General features: G+C 71.2%; 13 protein-coding genes. 8 read left to right on the plus strand and 5 right to left on the minus strand.

Annotated features, from left to right (window positions below):
* Nucleotides 1-83 precede the first annotated feature (83 nt).
* From Vgi01_RS11850 to serA, 5 genes are all read left to right on the plus strand, one after another.
* A complete protein-coding gene (locus Vgi01_RS11850; RefSeq protein WP_239088908.1) occupies nucleotides 84-2,429 on the plus strand; it encodes a putative bifunctional diguanylate cyclase/phosphodiesterase in 2,346 nt (781 codons plus the stop codon).
* 224 nt (nucleotides 2,430-2,653) lie between these two features.
* The gene (locus Vgi01_RS11855) at nucleotides 2,654-4,519 is read left to right on the plus strand and encodes an acetolactate synthase large subunit (protein WP_204291038.1); all 1,866 of its coding nucleotides are present in this window, start codon (nucleotides 2,654-2,656) and stop codon (nucleotides 4,517-4,519) included.
* A complete protein-coding gene (gene ilvN / locus Vgi01_RS11860) occupies nucleotides 4,519-5,034 on the plus strand; it encodes an acetolactate synthase small subunit (protein WP_102659526.1) in 516 nt (171 codons plus the stop codon). Before Vgi01_RS11855 ends, ilvN begins: the two co-directional genes overlap by 1 nt.
* 78 nt (nucleotides 5,035-5,112) lie before the next feature.
* On the plus strand, nucleotides 5,113-6,126 hold the full coding sequence (gene ilvC / locus Vgi01_RS11865; protein ID WP_102659527.1) for a ketol-acid reductoisomerase: 1,014 nt from the start codon (nucleotides 5,113-5,115) through the stop codon (nucleotides 6,124-6,126).
* Between the two features lie 299 nt (nucleotides 6,127-6,425).
* Nucleotides 6,426-8,024 (plus strand): phosphoglycerate dehydrogenase, encoded by a 1,599-nt coding sequence (serA, locus tag Vgi01_RS11870; protein ID WP_102659528.1) that lies wholly within the window; start codon nucleotides 6,426-6,428, stop codon nucleotides 8,022-8,024.
* Nucleotides 8,025-8,108: 84 nt separating this feature from the next.
* Here serA and Vgi01_RS11875 read toward each other — a convergent pair whose 3' ends face one another.
* Complete coding sequence (locus Vgi01_RS11875; RefSeq protein ID WP_102659529.1) at nucleotides 8,109-8,465, minus strand: hypothetical protein; 357 nt, start codon at nucleotides 8,463-8,465, stop codon at nucleotides 8,109-8,111.
* A gap of 353 nt (nucleotides 8,466-8,818) precedes the next feature.
* A complete protein-coding gene (locus tag Vgi01_RS11880; RefSeq protein WP_102659530.1) occupies nucleotides 8,819-9,661 on the minus strand; it encodes an FAD:protein FMN transferase in 843 nt (280 codons plus the stop codon).
* A gap of 218 nt (nucleotides 9,662-9,879) precedes the next feature.
* On the opposite strand from Vgi01_RS11880, the gene Vgi01_RS11885 reads away from it, so the two are divergent.
* The gene (locus tag Vgi01_RS11885; RefSeq protein ID WP_204291039.1) at nucleotides 9,880-10,911 is read left to right on the plus strand and encodes a 3-isopropylmalate dehydrogenase; all 1,032 of its coding nucleotides are present in this window, start codon (nucleotides 9,880-9,882) and stop codon (nucleotides 10,909-10,911) included.
* Between the two features lie 189 nt (nucleotides 10,912-11,100).
* The gene (locus tag Vgi01_RS11890; protein WP_204291040.1) at nucleotides 11,101-12,198 is read left to right on the plus strand and encodes a branched-chain amino acid aminotransferase; all 1,098 of its coding nucleotides are present in this window, start codon (nucleotides 11,101-11,103) and stop codon (nucleotides 12,196-12,198) included.
* A 95-nt stretch (nucleotides 12,199-12,293) separates the two neighbouring features.
* Here the strand turns inward: Vgi01_RS11890 and Vgi01_RS11895 are convergent, their stop codons facing one another.
* Complete coding sequence (locus tag Vgi01_RS11895; protein WP_204291041.1) at nucleotides 12,294-13,034, minus strand: tyrosine-protein phosphatase; 741 nt, start codon at nucleotides 13,032-13,034, stop codon at nucleotides 12,294-12,296.
* 71 nt (nucleotides 13,035-13,105) lie between these two features.
* The gene (locus Vgi01_RS11900; protein ID WP_204291042.1) at nucleotides 13,106-13,567 is read right to left on the minus strand and encodes a PRC-barrel domain-containing protein; all 462 of its coding nucleotides are present in this window, start codon (nucleotides 13,565-13,567) and stop codon (nucleotides 13,106-13,108) included.
* A gap of 305 nt (nucleotides 13,568-13,872) precedes the next feature.
* Between Vgi01_RS11900 and cimA the strand changes: the two genes are divergently transcribed.
* Complete coding sequence (gene cimA / locus Vgi01_RS11905; RefSeq protein WP_204291043.1) at nucleotides 13,873-15,450, plus strand: citramalate synthase; 1,578 nt, start codon at nucleotides 13,873-13,875, stop codon at nucleotides 15,448-15,450.
* On the opposite strand, the gene Vgi01_RS11910 is transcribed toward cimA, so the two are convergent.
* On the minus strand, nucleotides 15,429-16,418 hold the full coding sequence (locus Vgi01_RS11910; protein ID WP_204291044.1) for an endonuclease/exonuclease/phosphatase family protein: 990 nt from the start codon (nucleotides 16,416-16,418) through the stop codon (nucleotides 15,429-15,431). The two genes, cimA and Vgi01_RS11910, sit on opposite strands and share 22 nt — an antisense overlap.
* Nucleotides 16,419-16,559 lie beyond the last annotated feature (141 nt).

The raw sequence follows: 16,559 nt of genomic DNA on the forward strand, positions 1-16,559 counted from the left end.
GCAACGGACAGGCGAGCGCACTGTGTCCCAACAGATGCACACCAGATCCCCACGGACGGCGGTGATCCGGCAAAGTTGAGACCGTGCACACACCCCCGGGCATGATCGGCGCCGCGGTGCTGAGCGCGTTGGTCGCCATCGTGGCAGGTGTGTTGCTGGCCGCCGCCGCCCGGCATCGTAGTGGCCCACACCGGCAGGCGTACGTGCTGTTCACCGTCGCCGCGGCGGTGTCCCTGGTCACCCTGCTGCTGGCCGCCGCCGGTGCGCTGAGCGCGAGTGAACACTGGGCGCACGAGCAGTCGCAACGCACCAGTTGGGCGAGTGCGGTCGCCGTGGGCACCGCGGTGAGCGGCCTGCTGTTCTGTGCCGGCCTGCTCCGGATGCCCGGGGTGGCCGGTTCGGTCGGCGCAGCCGCCCGGCTCGCGCTGGACAGCGTCGTGGTGGGGGCCGCGCTGTGGTTCGTCGGCTGGGTGCTGCTCTCCGAGCCGACCAGAGTGCTCGGCGACGCCACCCCGATGGCCTGCCCGGCGATCCTGCTCGCCTCGATCAGCGCGGCGCTGTGCAGTGGCCTCGCCATCATCCTGGTGCTGCGGGCCAGACCGCCGCGCCGTGGCCTCGCCGTGCTGGGCGCCGGCATCTCCGTGGCGACAAGCGGTGGCCTCGGCGTGGCGACCGGGCTCTGTCAGGTCGGTCCCGCGATGACGTCGATGAGCCTCGTGGTGCTCGCCGTGGGCCTGCTGACCGCCGCGGTGGCGATGAGCCGCATCGACCCGGCCGGGCAGCTCACCACCGACGTGATCCGCCACGACGGCGAGTACGCCTTCGTCCCGATGGCCGCGATGGCCGGCTCGGCGATGTACCACCTGCTCCAGGACGGCCGGTTCGACGCGCTGGGCATCGTCGCCGGCAGCGTGGAGGGTTTCGCCCTGGTCGCCCGGCAACACCTCACCCTGCACCAGGTCCGGGCGTACGCCCGCCGCCTCGCCGAGCGGGAGGCGCACTTCCGGCAGCTCGCGCACACCGATGCGTTGACCGGGTTGGCCAACCGGCGCGGGCTGCTGCGGGCGCTGCACGAGTGCGCGGCGGCGGGCACCCCCTGCATGCTGCTCAGCCTGGACCTGGACGGCTTCAAGAACGTCAACGACATGCGCGGCCACGACGTCGGGGACGCGGTGCTGGTCGAGGTCGGCCAGCGGCTGCGGGCCAACCTGCGCCCCGGCGACCTCGCCGCCCGCCTCGGCGGGGACGAGTTCGCGGTGCTGATGCACGGCGGGCCGGCCGAGGCGGGGGCGGTCGCCGAGCGGCTGCTGAAGGTGCTGGGCGGGGCCTACCCGCAGCCCGAGGGGCCGGTCTTCTGCTCGGTCAGCATCGGCCTGGCGACCTGGGCGGACACGCCGGACGTCGAGCTGCTGCTGCGGCACGCCGATCTGGCGCTGCGCTACGCCAAGCAGCGGGGCAAGAACCGGATCGAGCGCTACGACGGCGCGTACGACCGGCTGCTGCGTCGGCGGACCACACTGGAGCACGAGTTGCGCGGCGCGATCGGCCGCAACGAGCTGCGGCTGGTCTTCCAGCCGGTGGCATCCCTGCCGTCGGTGCGCCCGGTCGGCGCGGAGGCGCTGCTGCGCTGGCACCACCCGGAGCTCGGCAACGTCCGGCCGGACGAGTTCATCCCGCTGGCCGAGGAGTCCGGGATCATCGCCGAACTCGGTGCCTGGGTGCTGCACGAGGCCTGTCGTCAACTGTCCCGGTGGCTCGCCGAGGGGCACGACGTCTGGGTGTCGGTGAACGTCTCGCCGCGCGAACTGCACGCCCCCGCCTACGTGGTCCAGGTCGCCGAGGCGCTGCGTACCCACCACGTCCCGCCGCAGCGGCTGGTGCTGGAGGTCACCGAGCACGCGGTCGCCACCGATCTGGACGAGCTGATCCGGCGGCTGACGGCGCTGCGGCGGACCGGTGTGCGGATCGCCCTCGACGACTTCGGCGCCGGCTACTCCTCGCTGGGGCAGCTGCGCCGGCTCCCGATCGACATTCTCAAGATCGACCACGGGTTGGTGGCCGAGCACGAGCCGGTCCGGCCGGTCGGGCGCGACGGCCCGGCCTTCGCCCCCATGGTCGACATCGTCATGCGGCTGGGTCACCAGTTCGGCCTGGAGGTCATCGCCGAGGGGGTCACCACCCCCACCGAGCTGGCCGCCGTGGTGGCCGCCGGCTGTCGATTCGGGCAGGGCGCGTTGTTCGGTTGGGGCGTACCGGCCGAGCATCTGGAGGCGATGCTGGAGGCGGCCACCTCCCCGGGGGCCCGACCGGCACGGCCGGGGAGTCCGGCATCCGGGCCGACGCCGGCGCCGAGGGCCGGAAACGGCACATCAGAGCACGTCAAGCCGGGTGCAGGTGGCCTTTCGGGGGGTGGTGCGCCACGTCCGTGAACCAAAATGTGGGATCAGTTGACTCATCGCATGAGATGCGTCAGTCTTGAGCCATGTCGTACCGGTCGCTGCGAGTACTTATCTGAGCGCACTCTCTGTCTGAGAGTGCGCTGGCCCCGTGCATCTGGCACGAGGGCTTTTTTGTTGCCGTCGACCCAACGCCCGCGGTTCGTCCGCGTGCACAGTGTGAGCAGCCCAACCAACTCCAGCCGAAGGCAATCGCCATGACGAGACCCACACCAGAGACGCTCGCCCACTCCGTCCGGCGCGCCCGTAGCTCCGCCGAGACCACGGGTGACAACGACCACACCCGCGCCGCCGCCGCTGCGGCCCCGGCGGTACGCCCCGCTCAGGTCTCCGGCGCCGGCTCGCTGGTGCGCTCCCTGGAGGCACTCGGCGTCGACGTCGTCTTCGGTATCCCCGGTGGCGCGATCCTGCCTGCGTACGACCCGCTGTACGACTCGACCGTCCGGCACATCCTGGTCCGGCACGAGCAGGGCGCCGGCCACGCGGCGACCGGCTACGCGCAGGCCACCGGCAGGGTCGGTGTCTGCATCGCGACCTCCGGTCCGGGTGCGACAAACCTGGTCACCCCGATCGCCGACGCGTACATGGACTCGGTGCCGCTGGTGGCGATCACCGGCCAGGTGGCCCGGCCCGCCATCGGCACGGACGCCTTCCAGGAGGCGGACATCCAGGGCATCACGCTGCCGATCACCAAGCACAACTTCCTGGTGCAGGACGCCAGCGAGATCCCCCGCATCCTGGCCGAGGCGTTCCACCTGGCCTCGACCGGTCGGCCCGGCCCGGTCCTGGTGGACATCCCCAAGGACGTCCTCCAGGCGGAGACCACCTTCGCCTGGCCGCCCACCCTGGATCTGCCCGGCTACCGGCCGACCATGCATCCGCACGGCAAGCAGATCCGCGAAGCGGCCCGGCTGATGACCACCGCCCGCCGCCCGGTGCTCTACGTCGGCGGCGGCGTGCTCAAGGCCGGGGCCACCGAGGGGTTGCGCCGGCTGGCCGAGCTGACCGGCATCCCGGTGGTGACCACCCTGATGGCGCTCGGCGCGTTCCCCGACTCGCACCGGCAGCACCTGGGCATGCCCGGCATGCACGGCACGGTCGCCGCGGTCTACGGGCTGCAGAAGGCCGACCTGATCGTGGCGCTCGGCGCCCGGTTCGACGACCGGGTCACCGGCAAGCTGGACTCGTTCGCGCCGGACGCCACGGTGGTCCACGCCGACATCGACCCGGCCGAGATCGGCAAGAACCGGCACGCCGACGTGCCGATCGTCGGTGACGCCCGCTACGTCATCGACGAGCTGCTCGCGGCGGTCACCGCCGAGCGGGCGGCCGGGCGGGTCGCCGAGCTCGGCGACTGGTGGACGCAGCTGGACGACCTGCGTGCGCGTTACCCGCTGGGCTACGAGGAGCCTTCCGACGGCACCCTCTCCCCGCAGTACGTGATCAAGCGGCTGGGCGAGATCGCCGGCCCGGACGCGATCTACGTCGCCGGCGTCGGCCAGCACCAGATGTGGGCCTCCCAGTTCATCTCGTACGAGAAGCCGCAGACCTGGCTGAACTCCGGTGGCCTCGGCACCATGGGGTACGCGGTGCCGGCGGCGATGGGCGCCAAGGTCGGCAGGCCCGACACGGTGGTCTGGGGCATCGACGGCGACGGCTGCTTCCAGATGACCAACCAGGAGCTGGCCACCTGCGCGCTGGAGGGCATCCCGGTCAAGATCGCCGTGATCAACAACGGCAACCTCGGCATGGTCCGCCAGTGGCAGACCCTGTTCTACGGTGAGCGCTACTCCAACACCGACCTGGGCACCCACAAGCACCGCATTCCGGACTTCGTCAAGCTGGCCGAGGCGCTCGGCTGCGTCGGGCTGCGGTGCGAGACCGCCGAGGACGTCGACAAGACGATCGAGGCGGCGATGTCCATCAACGACGCACCGGTGGTCATCGACTTCGTGGTCGGCAAGGACGCGATGGTCTGGCCGATGGTCGCCGCCGGTACCAGCAACGACGAGATCATGTTCGCCCGCGGCGTTCGCCCGACCTTCGACGAGGACGATATCTAATGACGATGCACACGCTCTCCGTGTTGGTGGAGAACAAGCCGGGCGTGCTGGCCCGGGTCTCCGGGCTGTTCTCCCGGCGCGGCTTCAACATCGACAGTCTCGCGGTCGGCGAGACCGAGAACCCGGACGTCTCGCGGATCACCATCGTGGTCAACGCCGACTCCTCGCCGCTGGAGCAGGTCACCAAGCAGCTCAACAAGCTGGTCAACGTGCTCAAGATCGTCGAGCTGGACCCGTCGACCTCGGTTGCCCGTGAGTTGCTGCTGGTGAAGGTGCGCGCCGACCGTAACGCCCGGGGGCAGGTCCTGGAGACGGTAAGCCTGTTCCGCGCCCGGGTGGTCGACGTGGCCGCGGACACCCTCACCATCGAGGCCACCGGCACCCCCGACAAACTCGACGCGCTGCTGCGCGACCTCGAGTCGTTCGGCATCAAGGAAATGGTCCAGTCGGGCCAGGTCGCGATCGGACGCGGTCCGCGTGCGATCACCGCCGGTCCGGCCCTGCGGGCCGCCTGATCACCACCGGTCGGCCTGCGGGCCGGGCGTAACCACAGCCACGACGGGCCGCATCGGCCGCCGTACGAAAGGGAAGTCATGAGCGTTGAGGTTTACTACGACGACGACGCCGACCTGGGCCTGATCCAGGCGAAGAAGGTCGCCGTGATCGGGTACGGCAGCCAGGGCCACGCCCACGCGCTGTCGCTGCGCGACTCGGGTGTCGACGTGGTGATCGGTCTGCCGGAGGGTTCGAAGAGCCGCCCCAAGGCCGAGGAGCAGGGCCTGCGGGTGCTCACCCCGGCCGACGCGGCGGCCGAGGCCGACGTGATCATGGTCCTCGCCCCGGACACCGCGCAGCGCCACATCTACGCCGAGTCGATCGCGCCGAACCTCAGCGCGGGCAAGGCGCTGTTCTTCGGGCACGGGTTCAACATCCGCTACGGCCTGATCAAGCCGCCGGCCGACGTGGACGTGGCGATGGTCGCCCCGAAGGGCCCCGGCCACCTGGTCCGCCGGCAGTACGTCGACGGCAAGGGCGTGCCCTGCCTGGTCGCCGTCGAGCAGGACGCCAGCGGCACCGCCCTCGCGCTGGCCCTGTCGTACGCCAAGGGCATCGGCGGCACCCGCGCGGGCGCCATCAGGACCACCTTCACCGAGGAGACCGAGACCGACCTCTTCGGCGAGCAGGCGGTGCTCTGCGGTGGTGCGGCGGCGCTTGTGCAGACCGGCTTCGAGGTGCTCACCGAGGCCGGCTACGCCCCCGAGGTGGCCTACTTCGAGTGCCTGCACGAGCTGAAGCTGATCGTGGACCTGATGTACGAGGGCGGCATCGCCCGGATGCGCTACAGCGTCTCCGACACCGCCGAGTACGGCGACCTGTCCCGGGGCCCGCGGGTCATCGACAGCCGGGTCAAGGACGAGATGCGCAAGATCCTCGGTGAGATCCAGAACGGCGAGTTCGCCCGCGAGTGGGTGGCCGAGGACGAGGCCGGCCGGCCGAACTTCAGCAAGTGGCAGGCCGAGGGTGCGGCTCACCCGATCGAGGAGACCGGCGCCAAGCTGCGCGGCATGATGAGCTGGGTGGACCGTCCGATCACCGAGACCGCCTGAGGTCTCGTCGGCGCACTGAGAGCAGTCTCACCTCAACGGCACCCGCACCCGGCGTTCTCCCCGACGCCGGGTGCGGGTGCCGTGCTGTGAGCGGCCGGACAACGGGCGTTAACACGCACGTCACGTCCGGTTTGTGAGGGCACTCACCCCGTACTGCGGGGTATGTGGGGCGGCCGGGCCCCTACGATCGCGGGTAGGTGTTCCAGGCCGCTGCACCTGACGGCCATGGCCCAGCCCACGCCGGGCGCAGCGCAGCGTCCAGCGCTGGCCGACCGCTCTGACGACATCTACGAGGACCAATGACTCCTGTCGTACTGATCGCCGAAGAACTCGCTCCTGCCGCAATCGAGGTGCTCGCCCACGACTTCGACGTCCGGCACGTCGACGGCACCGACCGTCCGGCTCTGCTCTCCGCACTCGCCGAGGCCGACGCCGTCATCGTCCGCAGCGCCACCCAGATTGACGCCGAGGCGATCGCCGCCGCACCCCGGCTGAAGGTCGTGGCCCGGGCGGGCGTGGGTCTGGACAACGTCGAGGTGCCGGCCGCCACCGCGCGGGGCGTCATGGTCGTCAACGCCCCCACCTCCAACATCGTCTCCGCGGCCGAGCAGGCCGTCGCGCTGCTGCTCGCGGTCGCCCGCAACACCGCCTCCGCCAGCGCCGCGCTCAAGGCGGGGGAGTGGAAGCGGTCGAAGTACACCGGCGTGGAGCTGCAGGGCAAGACCGTGGGCGTCGTCGGCCTGGGCCGCATCGGCGTGCTGTTCGCGTCCCGCATCGCCGCGTTCGGCACCCGGCTGATCGCGTACGACCCGTACATCCAGCCGGCCCGGGCCGCGCAGCTCGGCGTGCGCCTGGTCGGCCTGGAGGAGCTGCTGCGGGAGAGCGACTTCATCTCCATCCACCTGCCGAAGACCCCGGAGACCGTGGGCCTGATCGGTGAGAAGGAGCTGTCGATCGTCAAGCCGGGCGTACGGATCATCAACGCCGCTCGCGGCGGGCTGGTCGACGAGCAGGCGCTCGCCAACGCGCTGGCCGAGGGCCGGGTCGCCGGTGCCGGCGTGGACGTGTACGCCAAGGAGCCGTGCACCTCCTCGCCGCTGTTCGCCTTCGACAACGTGGTGGCCACCCCGCACCTGGGCGCCTCCACCGCCGAGGCGCAGGACAAGGCCGGCCTGGCCGTGGCCAAGAGCGTGAAGCTGGCGTTGCAGGGCGAGTTCGTGCCGGACGCGGTGAACGTGCAGGCCGGTGGCGTGGTCGCCGAGGACGTACGCCCGCTGCTGCCGCTGGCCGAGAAGCTCGGCCGGGCCTTCACCGCGGTCGCCGGTGGCGTCGCCGCCAGCGTCACCGTCGAGGTACGCGGTGAGATCGTCAACCACGACGTGTCGGTGCTCAAGCTCGCCGCCACCAAGGGCCTGTTCAGCTCCGTGGTGGAGGAGCAGGTGACCTACGTCAACGCGCCGCACCTGGCCGCCCAGCGTGGCGTGGAGGTGGCGCTGACCACCCAGACCGAGACCGTGGAGCACCCGGTGCTGGTCACCGTACGCGGTGCCCTGCCCGACGGTCGTACGGTGAGCGTCTCCGGCACGGTGACCCACGCCGGCACCCGGGACATCATCAAGCTGACCGAGGTGGACGGCTTCGACGTGGAGATCGGGGCGGAGGGCATCCTGCTCTTCCTCCGCTACGCCGACCGTCCGGGCGTGGTCGGCACCGTCGGCACGCTGCTCGGCGAGGCCGGCATCAACATCGCGGCGATGCAGGTGGCCCGTCGGGAAGCCGGCGGCGAGACGCTGATGACCCTCACCGTCGACCAGGCGCTCGGCGCCGACCTGCTCACCTCGGCGGCCGACTCGATCGGCGCGGCCTCGGCCAGCGCGGCGGACCTGCGCGACGAGTAGCCGTTTCAGGCACATGGCGACCAGGGGCCCGGCTTCGGCCGGGCCCCTGGTCGTATCCGTCTCAGTTGTGCCGGGGCGGGATGGTCAGCCGGGCAGCCGGGCTACCGGCGGCGGATAGACCGAGCCGTCCTGGGCGTCGAACAGCATCAGCCGGTGCTCTCCGGCCAGCCGTTCGATGTCGAGCAGCACCTGGTCCGCGCAGGCCGGGTCGAGATTCAACTCGACATGGTCGGCTGCCGCGTGCAGTGGTACCACTGCCCAGGGGCTACCCGCCACCGGCCGGTCGGGGTAGCTGGCGGTGATCGCCCGGTAGAAGGCGACCACCCGTGGATCCGGTTGGCGCTGGCCGTGCTGGCCCTCCCGGCACCGCCGCACCGCCGCTCGCACGTCCTCAGGCGTCGCCCCGTCGGCCAGGGCCCACACGCTCAGATCGAAACTCACGGCCGACAGCGTGCCATCCGCGATTCACCTTGTCGAAAACGCCCCTACCACAACGCGTTCGGCGAGTCGACCGGACTGGGTGGATGGTCCCCTGTAGAACCCTTGCCGGGAAACGCGCGGATTCGCTAGCGTACCGATGCGGTTCTGGCAGCTCGCGACGCGGCCCGTCTTCGGGTGGCGAGGTCGACGTCCCGGTTGGCCGGCCCGCACCCCTCGATTGCGCGAGCCTCGCGCATTCGTCGTCGACCGGCCTCCACAGCCGTTGCCGCGGCAGTGGAGGCCGATCGCTGCTCTCCACGATGGACGTGTCCGTGGCGATGCCGGGACCGGCAGCACTCCCGCCCGGTCGGCGGTCAGTGGTTGGCGATCAGGGCGCGGTAGTCCGATCCGGAGCGGAACCAGCTCAGCCCGCTCGGACCGGCGGCGTACAGCGCGGTGGCGTAGGCGTCGGCGACCGCGAGATTCGGGCCGACCACTGTGGCGGCGACCATCTGGTCGGCCGGTTCGCCGGTGTGCGGGTCCACCACGTGCCCGCGACGGCCGGTGACCCCGGACGTGCCGATCGCGCCCGCCGTCATCTCCAGCATCAGCGGCGGCCGGCGGCGGTCGGTCGGATGGTGCACGGCCACCCGCCACGGGCCGCCGTGCCCGGCGTGACCGCGTACCACCAGGTCGGCGCCGGTCAGTACGGCGTAGTCCTGGACTCCGGCGGCGCGCAGCCGGGCCGCGGCCCGCTCGACCGCCCACCCGCCGAGCAGGCCACCGGGGTCGAATCCACCGGGCACCGCCCAGGCGTCGAACCATCCGTCGGTGGCGGCCCGCATGGCGCCGCACCGGTCCACCAGGTCCGCCAGCGGCGGGTAGGACTCGGGGTTGATCTCGCCCCGGCGCAGCCGGGACACCAGGCTCTCCGGACGGTTCGGGCCGTAGGTGAGGTCGATCGCCCGCAGTTCGGCCACCGCGTCGCGGAGCGCGTCGCCGACGCCACGCCGACCGAGCCAGGCCGGTGCGTTGAGCAGCAGGGTGTAGTCGGCGGTCGAGGTGCGAACCGTGTGCCGCACGGTGAGCCGGTCGCCGGTGGTCGGGCCGGGACGGTCAGGGCGCGGTTCGCGGGTGCCCAGGCGCAGGTCGGGCCGGCGGTACCGGAACGTCGCCGGGTCGACCCAGCGGGTACGTGGCTGCTCGTCGGTCCACATCGCGTCCGCCCCTCCCTCGACGACCAGCCACCCCCTCGTGGTGGTCGTCCGGGCCTGCCCAGCCCGTCGGGCTCACGTTAGGGACCGCAGATGACGGCAGCGTGAGCGAACGCTGAGAAGCTGCTGTGTGTCTCGTATCCCGAAAAGTGGAACACCCGTACCGGGAGGCGGGACGGCGGCGTACCGTACAGCCGATACGAGCGAAGGAGCTGACGGACGTGGCACGCATCGCGGTGGTGGCCGGGGACGGGATCGGACCCGAGGTGGTCGCGGAGGCCCGCAAGGTCATCGATGCGGTCCTGCCCGGGGTCGAGGCAACCGAGTACGACCTCGGTGCGGCACGTTACCACCGCACCGGCGAGGTGCTGCCGGACTCGGTGTTGACCGAGCTGGCCGGGCACGACGCCATCCTGCTCGGCGCGGTCGGTGACCCCACCGTCCCGCCCGGCGTGCTGGAGCGGGGCCTGCTGCTCAAGCTGCGCTTCTCCTTCGACCAGTACGTCAACCTCCGGCCGTCGCGGCTCTGGCCCGGTGTGACCAGCCCGCTGGCCACGGTCAAGCCCGGCGAGGTCGACCTGGTGGTCGTCCGCGAGGGCACCGAGGGGCTGTACGCCGGCGCCGGTGGCACGCTGCACCGCGACACCCCGGCCGAGGTGGCCACCGAGGAGAGCCTGAACACCCGACACGGGGTGGAGCGGGTGGTCCGCGACGCCTTCGCCCGGGCCAGCCGCCGCGAACGGCGCAAGGTGACCCTGGTGCACAAGACCAACGTGCTCACCCACGCGGGCTCGCTGTGGGCTCGTGCCTTCGAGGCGGTCGCCGCCGAGTACCCGGACGTGAGCACCGAGTACCAGCACGTCGACGCCGCCGCGATGTTCCTGGTGACCCAGCCCCAGCGCTACGACGTGGTGGTCACCGACAACCTCTTCGGTGACATCCTCACCGACATCGCCGCCGCGGTCACCGGCGGGATCGGCCTGGCCGCCAGCGGCAGCATCAACCCCGACGGCACGTACCCGTCGATGTTCGAGCCGGTACACGGCTCCGCGCCGGACATCGCCGGGCGCGGGGTGGCCGACCCGGTCGCCGCCGTACTCTCCGCCGCGTTGCTGCTCGACCAGCTCGGGCACGCCGACGCCGCAGCCCGGATCACCGCCGCGGTCGGCGCGGAACTGGCCGCCCGTACCCCGGGCGAGGCGGTACGCACCGCCGAGGTGGGCGACCGGATCGCCGCTCAGGTAGCGGCCTGACTGCGACTGGCCGCCGTAACCGGCGGTAGCGGATCACGACCGGTCGACGGTCGCCTCAGAAGCGGGAACCCGACGGTGCCACCTACCGGTGCGCCTACCCGCTGAACGACCGTTCGGGGTAAGTTTCTGGCACATATCTTCGCGGCGTGCGGTCGGCGCATGCCGTCATCCCCCAGGGAGGTCAGCGCGATGAGCGGTGGTGACAAGCTCGACTTCGAGATCCGTCCGAATCCCGCGCCGGTATCCGCCGCCGACCGAGCCGCGCTGCTGGCCAACCCCGGATTCGGCCGGGTCTTCACCGACCACATGATCACCATCCGCTACGCCGACGGCAAGGGCTGGTACGACGCCCGGGTCGAGGCGCGGGGGCCGATCCCGATGGATCCCGCCAGCGCGGTGCTGCACTACGCGCAGGAGATCTTCGAGGGGATGAAGGCGTACCGCACGGCCGACGGCGGGGTGACGATGTTCCGGCCGTACGCCAACGCGGCCCGGTTCAACACCTCGGCCACCCGGATGGCCATGCCGACGCTGCCCGAGCAGACCTTCGTCGACTCGCTGCACCGGCTGATCGAGATCGACCGGGAGTGGATTCCGGAGGGCGAGGACGGCAGCCTCTACCTGCGGCCGTTCATGTTCGCCAGTGAGGTCTTCCTCGGCGTCCGCCCGGCCAACGAGTACCTCTACGTGGTGATCGCCTCGCCGGTGGGCGCGTACTTCTCCGGCGGGGTCAAGCCGGTGACGGTCTGGGTGTCGCCCGACTACACCCGCGCCGCCCCCGGCGGCACCGGCGCGGCGAAGTGCGGCGGCAACTACGCGGCCTCGCTGGCCGCCCAGGCCGAGGCCGCCGAGCACGGCTGCGAGCAGGTGGTCTTCCTCGACGCGGTGGAGCGCCGGTACGTCGACGAACTGGGCGGCATGAACGTCTTCTTCGTCTACGACGACGGCTCGGTGGTGACCCCACCGCTGACCGGCACGATCCTGCCCGGCATCACCCGGGAGTCGGTGCTCACCCTGGCCTCGGCGGCCGGCCACACCGTGCAGGAACGCCCGGTGAGCTTCGCCGACTGGCAGGCGGACGCGACAAGCGGTCGGCTGCGCGAGGTCTTCGCCTGCGGCACCGCTGCGGTGATCACCCCCATCGGCCGGGTCCGCTTCCCGGAGGGGGAGTTCACCATGGGCGGTGGCGAGCCCGGCACGGTCACCATGGCGCTGCGCCAGCAACTTGTCGACCTCCAGCGCGGCAAGGCTGCCGACCCCCAGAACTGGGTGCACCGCGTCTTCTAGACGCTCTGAGCGGTAAGGAAGGGCCCCTTGTTAACGCCTGAGGTGGTGCAGGGGCCCCTTCTTAACACGACCTGCCGTGGACGCCGAGCGTCGGCTCAGCCGAGCAGGTGGGTGCGGAGCGCGGCGAGTTGCTCGTCGGTGACCCCGGTGTGGCGCAGGTAGTCGTCGACCGACCCGTACCCTTCCCGGATCTCGGCCAGGAACAGCAGCATCGTCTCGGCCGGTGAGGCCAGGAAGGCGGCGGGCAACTGGGGCAGGTGGGGGTAGGCGGTGGCGATCCAGGCGGCGAAGCGCTGTGACGCCTCGCTGCTCAGTGCGTAGTCCGCAGCGATCTCGGCGTCGTCGACGCCGAGCACCGCGAGGGTGAGGCCGCAGACGATGCCGGTGCGGTCCTTGCCCGCCACGCAGTGCACCACCACCGGCGCGTTGGCGCTGTCGGCGATCAGGCCGATCGCCTGGGCGAGCCCGGTGGTGCCGGTACGGGCCAGGTCGGCGTACCGGTCGGCGAGGTAGCGGGCGAGATCCTGCTCCGGCTGGTACGACTGGGTGGACCAGTCCGCGTGCTCGGGATGGATGTGGCGGTAGGCCAGACCGTCGAGGTCGGGGACCCGGCCGTCGCGTTCGACCTCCTGCGGGCGACGCAGGTCGACGACCGTGCGTACGCCGAGGGCGCTGAACGCGTCCTGGTCCGCGTTGTCCATCCGGTGCAGGGAGTCGGAGCGGTACAGCCGGCCGTAGGGCACCGTGCGTCCGTCCAGGCCGCGATAGCCGCCCACGTCGCGGAAGTTGAACATCGCGGTGAAGGGGATTCTGCGTCTGTCTTCAGTCGCGTCCATCCGGACACGGTAACGGCCGGTGAGAGCCATTCCCACCGGCCGTTACCGTGATTTCAGTGCGTCAGGTTGCCTCAGCGGAGCCCACCGGGCGGGGTCGCGGCGTAGGTGTCGTTGTAGTACCCGCCGAGCTTGTCCCGGTACGACGGGTCGTTGATCGTGTCGTCGTACTCCGGCGCGGCCTTGATCTGGTCCTTGCTGCGGTCGACGAAGACCTTCTGCTCGTCGTGGTCGACGTGGTTGACCGTACCGGCCGGCAGCATGACCTTCTTGCCGAAGATCCACGGCCCGGTGTCGACCACCAGGTAGCTGGCGTTGACCTCGCTGCTGTCGCTGTCGATCTTGCCGATCGAGCCGTCCGTGGCCTCGACCTTGTAGCCGATCAGGTTGGTGCCGGCGACGCCGGCGTCGTCGCGGTAGCTCCACGGGTCGAAGGCGCTGGTGGCGCCGCCGGTCGTGACCACGTCGTCGCGGTCGACGGCGCGCAGGGCGGGGTCCGGCGTGGCGTTCGTGGTGTTCGGGTTCAGCCTGTCCATGGGGATCTCTCCTGCCTCGACTTGATCAGTCGTCTCGGAGGTACGTGTTTCGTTGTCCCGAAAACTCCTACCCCGCACGACTCGGCCTACACCCGTGACACCGAATGAGACCCAACTCATCGTCCCGAGATGTGGATTCTGCCTCCCAGATCCGCTTCCGAGTGGCAGAGTGCAGAGCGTGAACAGCACCGCCCGCATTATTGGCAACTAGCGCGCCGGCCTTCCCTCCGCCGAGCGCGCAGACCTCCCGCACCCGCGGGGGGTCTTTTTGTTGCGCCGGCCGGTGCCAGATGAAGGGGATCCCCATGACGTTCCAGGTGTACGACACGACCCTGCGCGACGGTGCCCAGCGCGAGGGGGTCAGCTACTCGGTGGTCGACAAGCTCGCCGTGGCGCGGCTGCTCGACGAGTTCGGCGTCGGGTTCATCGAGGGTGGCTGGCCGGGCGCGGTGCCCAAGGACACCGAGTTCTTCCGCCGGGCGCGTACCGAACTGGAGCTGCGGCACGCGGTGCTCGTCGCCTTCGGTGCGACCCGCCGGGCCAACACGGTCGCCGCCGACGATCCCCAGGTGCGTGGCCTGCTGGAGGCGCAGACCCCGGCGATCGCCCTGGTCGCCAAGGCCGACCTGCGACACGTCGAGCGGGCGCTGCGGACCACCGCCAAGGAGAACCTGGCGATGATCCACGACACGGTCACCCACCTGGTCGCCGAGGGCCGTCGGGTCTTCGTCGACGGGGAGCACTTCTACGACGGCTACCGCCACGATCCGGCGTACACGGCGTCGGTGGTGGAGACCGCCCTCGCCGCGGGCGCCGAGCGGTTCGTGCTCTGCGACACCAACGGCGGAATGCTGCCCTCGCAGGTCACGGCGGCCATCACCGACCTGACCGACCGCATCGGGGTGGCCCCCGAACTGCTCGGCATGCACGCCCAGAACGACACCGCCTGCGCGGTGGCCAACACCATCGCCGCCGTCGAGGCCGGGGTCCGCCACGTGCAGGGCACCGCCAACGGGTACGGCGAGCGGCCGGGCAACGCCGACATCTTCGCGGTCGTCGCGAACCTTCAACTCAAGCTCGGGCTGCCGGTCCTACCGGAGGGCTGCCTGGAGCAGATGGTGCGGGTCTCCCACGCCATCGCTGAGATCGCAAACATCGCCCCCGACACCCACCAGGCGTATGCAGGGGCCGCAGCCTTCGCTCACAAGGCGGGACTGCACGCGAGTGCGATCAAGGTGGATCCGCTGCTCTACAACCACGTCGAACCCGAGGTGGTGGGCAACGACATGCGGATCCTCGTCACCGAGATGGCCGGCCGGGCCAGCATCGAGCTCAAGAGTCGCGAGCTCGGGCTGGATCTGGCCGGCCATCCGGAGGCGCTGTCCCGGGTCACCAACCGGGTCAAGGAGCTGGAGGCCGGCGGCTGGTCGTTCGAGGCCGCGGACGCCTCGTTCGAGCTGCTGGTCCGCTCCGAACTGCCGGACGCCGCGCCGGTACGGCCGTTCGCGCTGGAGTCGTACCGGGTGCTGGTCGAGCACCGCGAGGACGGCGCGGTGGTCTCCGAGGCGACTGTGAAGATCCGGGTACGCGGTGAGCGGGTGATCGCCACGGCGGAGGGCAACGGTCCGGTCAACGCCCTCGACGAGGCGCTGCGGGTCGGCCTGGGCCGCCACTACCCGGAGTTGCGGGAGTTCGAGCTGGCCGACTACAAGGTGCGCATCCTGGAGGGCAGCCACGGCACCGGGGCGGTGACCCGGGTGCTGGTCGAGACGGCGAACGGCCGTGGCGGCGGCTGGACCACGGTCGGCGTGCACCCCAACGTGGTCGAGGCGAGCTGGCACGCGCTTGTCGACGCCCTCACCTACGGCCTCGGCAGGGCGTGAGGAAGGGCCAGTTCGGCCAGGATCATGCGGTGGTCGCTGCCGGGCAGCGGGCGGACGCTCACGTCGCGTACCGCGATGCGACGGTCGACCAGCACGTGGTCGATCGTGACGGGCGGGATGCGGTCGCCGTCGTACGGCCCCCAGGTCCCGACGAGCCCGGCTCCGACCGCCGCGGCGGCGTCGACGTAGCCGGTACGCAGCAGCGCACGTAGCGGCCCGTGGTCGAGGGTGGCGTTGAAGTCTCCGGCGAGGATGCTCAGCGCCCCCTGCGGGGTGGCCGGTGGTTGGGCGGCCAGGTCGGTGCGCCAGTAACCGTTCTGGTCCAGCGCGTACGGTGCCGCCGGGTGCGCCGACTCGACGCGTACCTCGGGTGCGCCCGGAACGGCGACCGTCGCGTACGCCTGGGTGAAACCCCAGGCACCGCGCAGCGGGCGGATGCCGCCGCCGCTGATCGGATGCCGGGCGTACAGACCCGAGCCGGGCGTGCCCACCACCGGGTTGAGGTGCCGGTACGGCAGCAGCCGGTCGAGGCCGAGCCGGTCCAGTTCGGCCTGCGCCGACGGGGTGAACTCCTGCACGACCAGCACGTCGACCCGCTCGGTGCGGACCAGGTCGACCACCGCGGCCGGGTCGGCGGCGCCGGCCAGCAGGTTGGCGGTGAGCAGCCGTACCGTCGGACCGGTGACCGCCGGCTGCGTCGACGGCAGCGCCCGGGGCGCCACCACCGCGACAAGCGTCGTGGTGACCACTGCCGCGACCACCGCCGGCCAGCGACGCCGCAGGGCGAGCGCGAGCAGCAGTGGCACCAGACTTCCGAGCAGCGCGTACGGCGTGAACGCCAGCAACTGCACAAGCGCTCCGCGGTCCAGGCCGGCCACTCGGGCGAGGGCCCAGCCGGCGCCCGGTGCCACGGCGAGCCAGCAGATCGCGGTGCCGATCCGTCGGCGTCCCGCGTCGGTGATCTTCACAGCGTGAGGCTACTGGGTCGATGCCGCGCATGGTGCCGACGAGAGAACGGCAGCGGGCGGTCGGGCGCGATCAAACCAATTTCATGAATGAGCGATCCTTCGCTTTTCATTATTGCCACGGGAATTCGCCCGGTTGATTCT

Origin of the sequence: Micromonospora gifhornensis (assembly GCF_016863515.1) — a bacterium.
GTDB classification, from domain to species: domain Bacteria; phylum Actinomycetota; class Actinomycetes; order Mycobacteriales; family Micromonosporaceae; genus Micromonospora; species Micromonospora gifhornensis.

Bases quoted from the DNA above. Each gene is read 5' to 3' on its own strand.
- Vgi01_RS11855 (WP_204291038.1), top strand. From the start codon at position 2,654: ATGACGAGACCCACACCAGAGACGCTCGCCCACTCCGTCCGGCGCGCC.
- ilvN (WP_102659526.1), top strand. From the start codon at position 4,519: ATGACGATGCACACGCTCTCCGTGTTGGTGGAGAACAAGCCGGGCGTG.
- ilvC (WP_102659527.1), top strand. From the start codon at position 5,113: ATGAGCGTTGAGGTTTACTACGACGACGACGCCGACCTGGGCCTGATC.
- serA (WP_102659528.1), top strand. From the start codon at position 6,426: ATGACTCCTGTCGTACTGATCGCCGAAGAACTCGCTCCTGCCGCAATC.
- Vgi01_RS11880 (WP_102659530.1), bottom strand. From the start codon at position 9,661: ATGTGGACCGACGAGCAGCCACGTACCCGCTGGGTCGACCCGGCGACG.
- Vgi01_RS11890 (WP_204291040.1), top strand. From the start codon at position 11,101: ATGAGCGGTGGTGACAAGCTCGACTTCGAGATCCGTCCGAATCCCGCG.
- Vgi01_RS11895 (WP_204291041.1), bottom strand. From the start codon at position 13,034: ATGGACGCGACTGAAGACAGACGCAGAATCCCCTTCACCGCGATGTTC.
- Vgi01_RS11900 (WP_204291042.1), bottom strand. From the start codon at position 13,567: ATGGACAGGCTGAACCCGAACACCACGAACGCCACGCCGGACCCCGCC.
- cimA (WP_204291043.1), top strand. From the start codon at position 13,873: ATGACGTTCCAGGTGTACGACACGACCCTGCGCGACGGTGCCCAGCGC.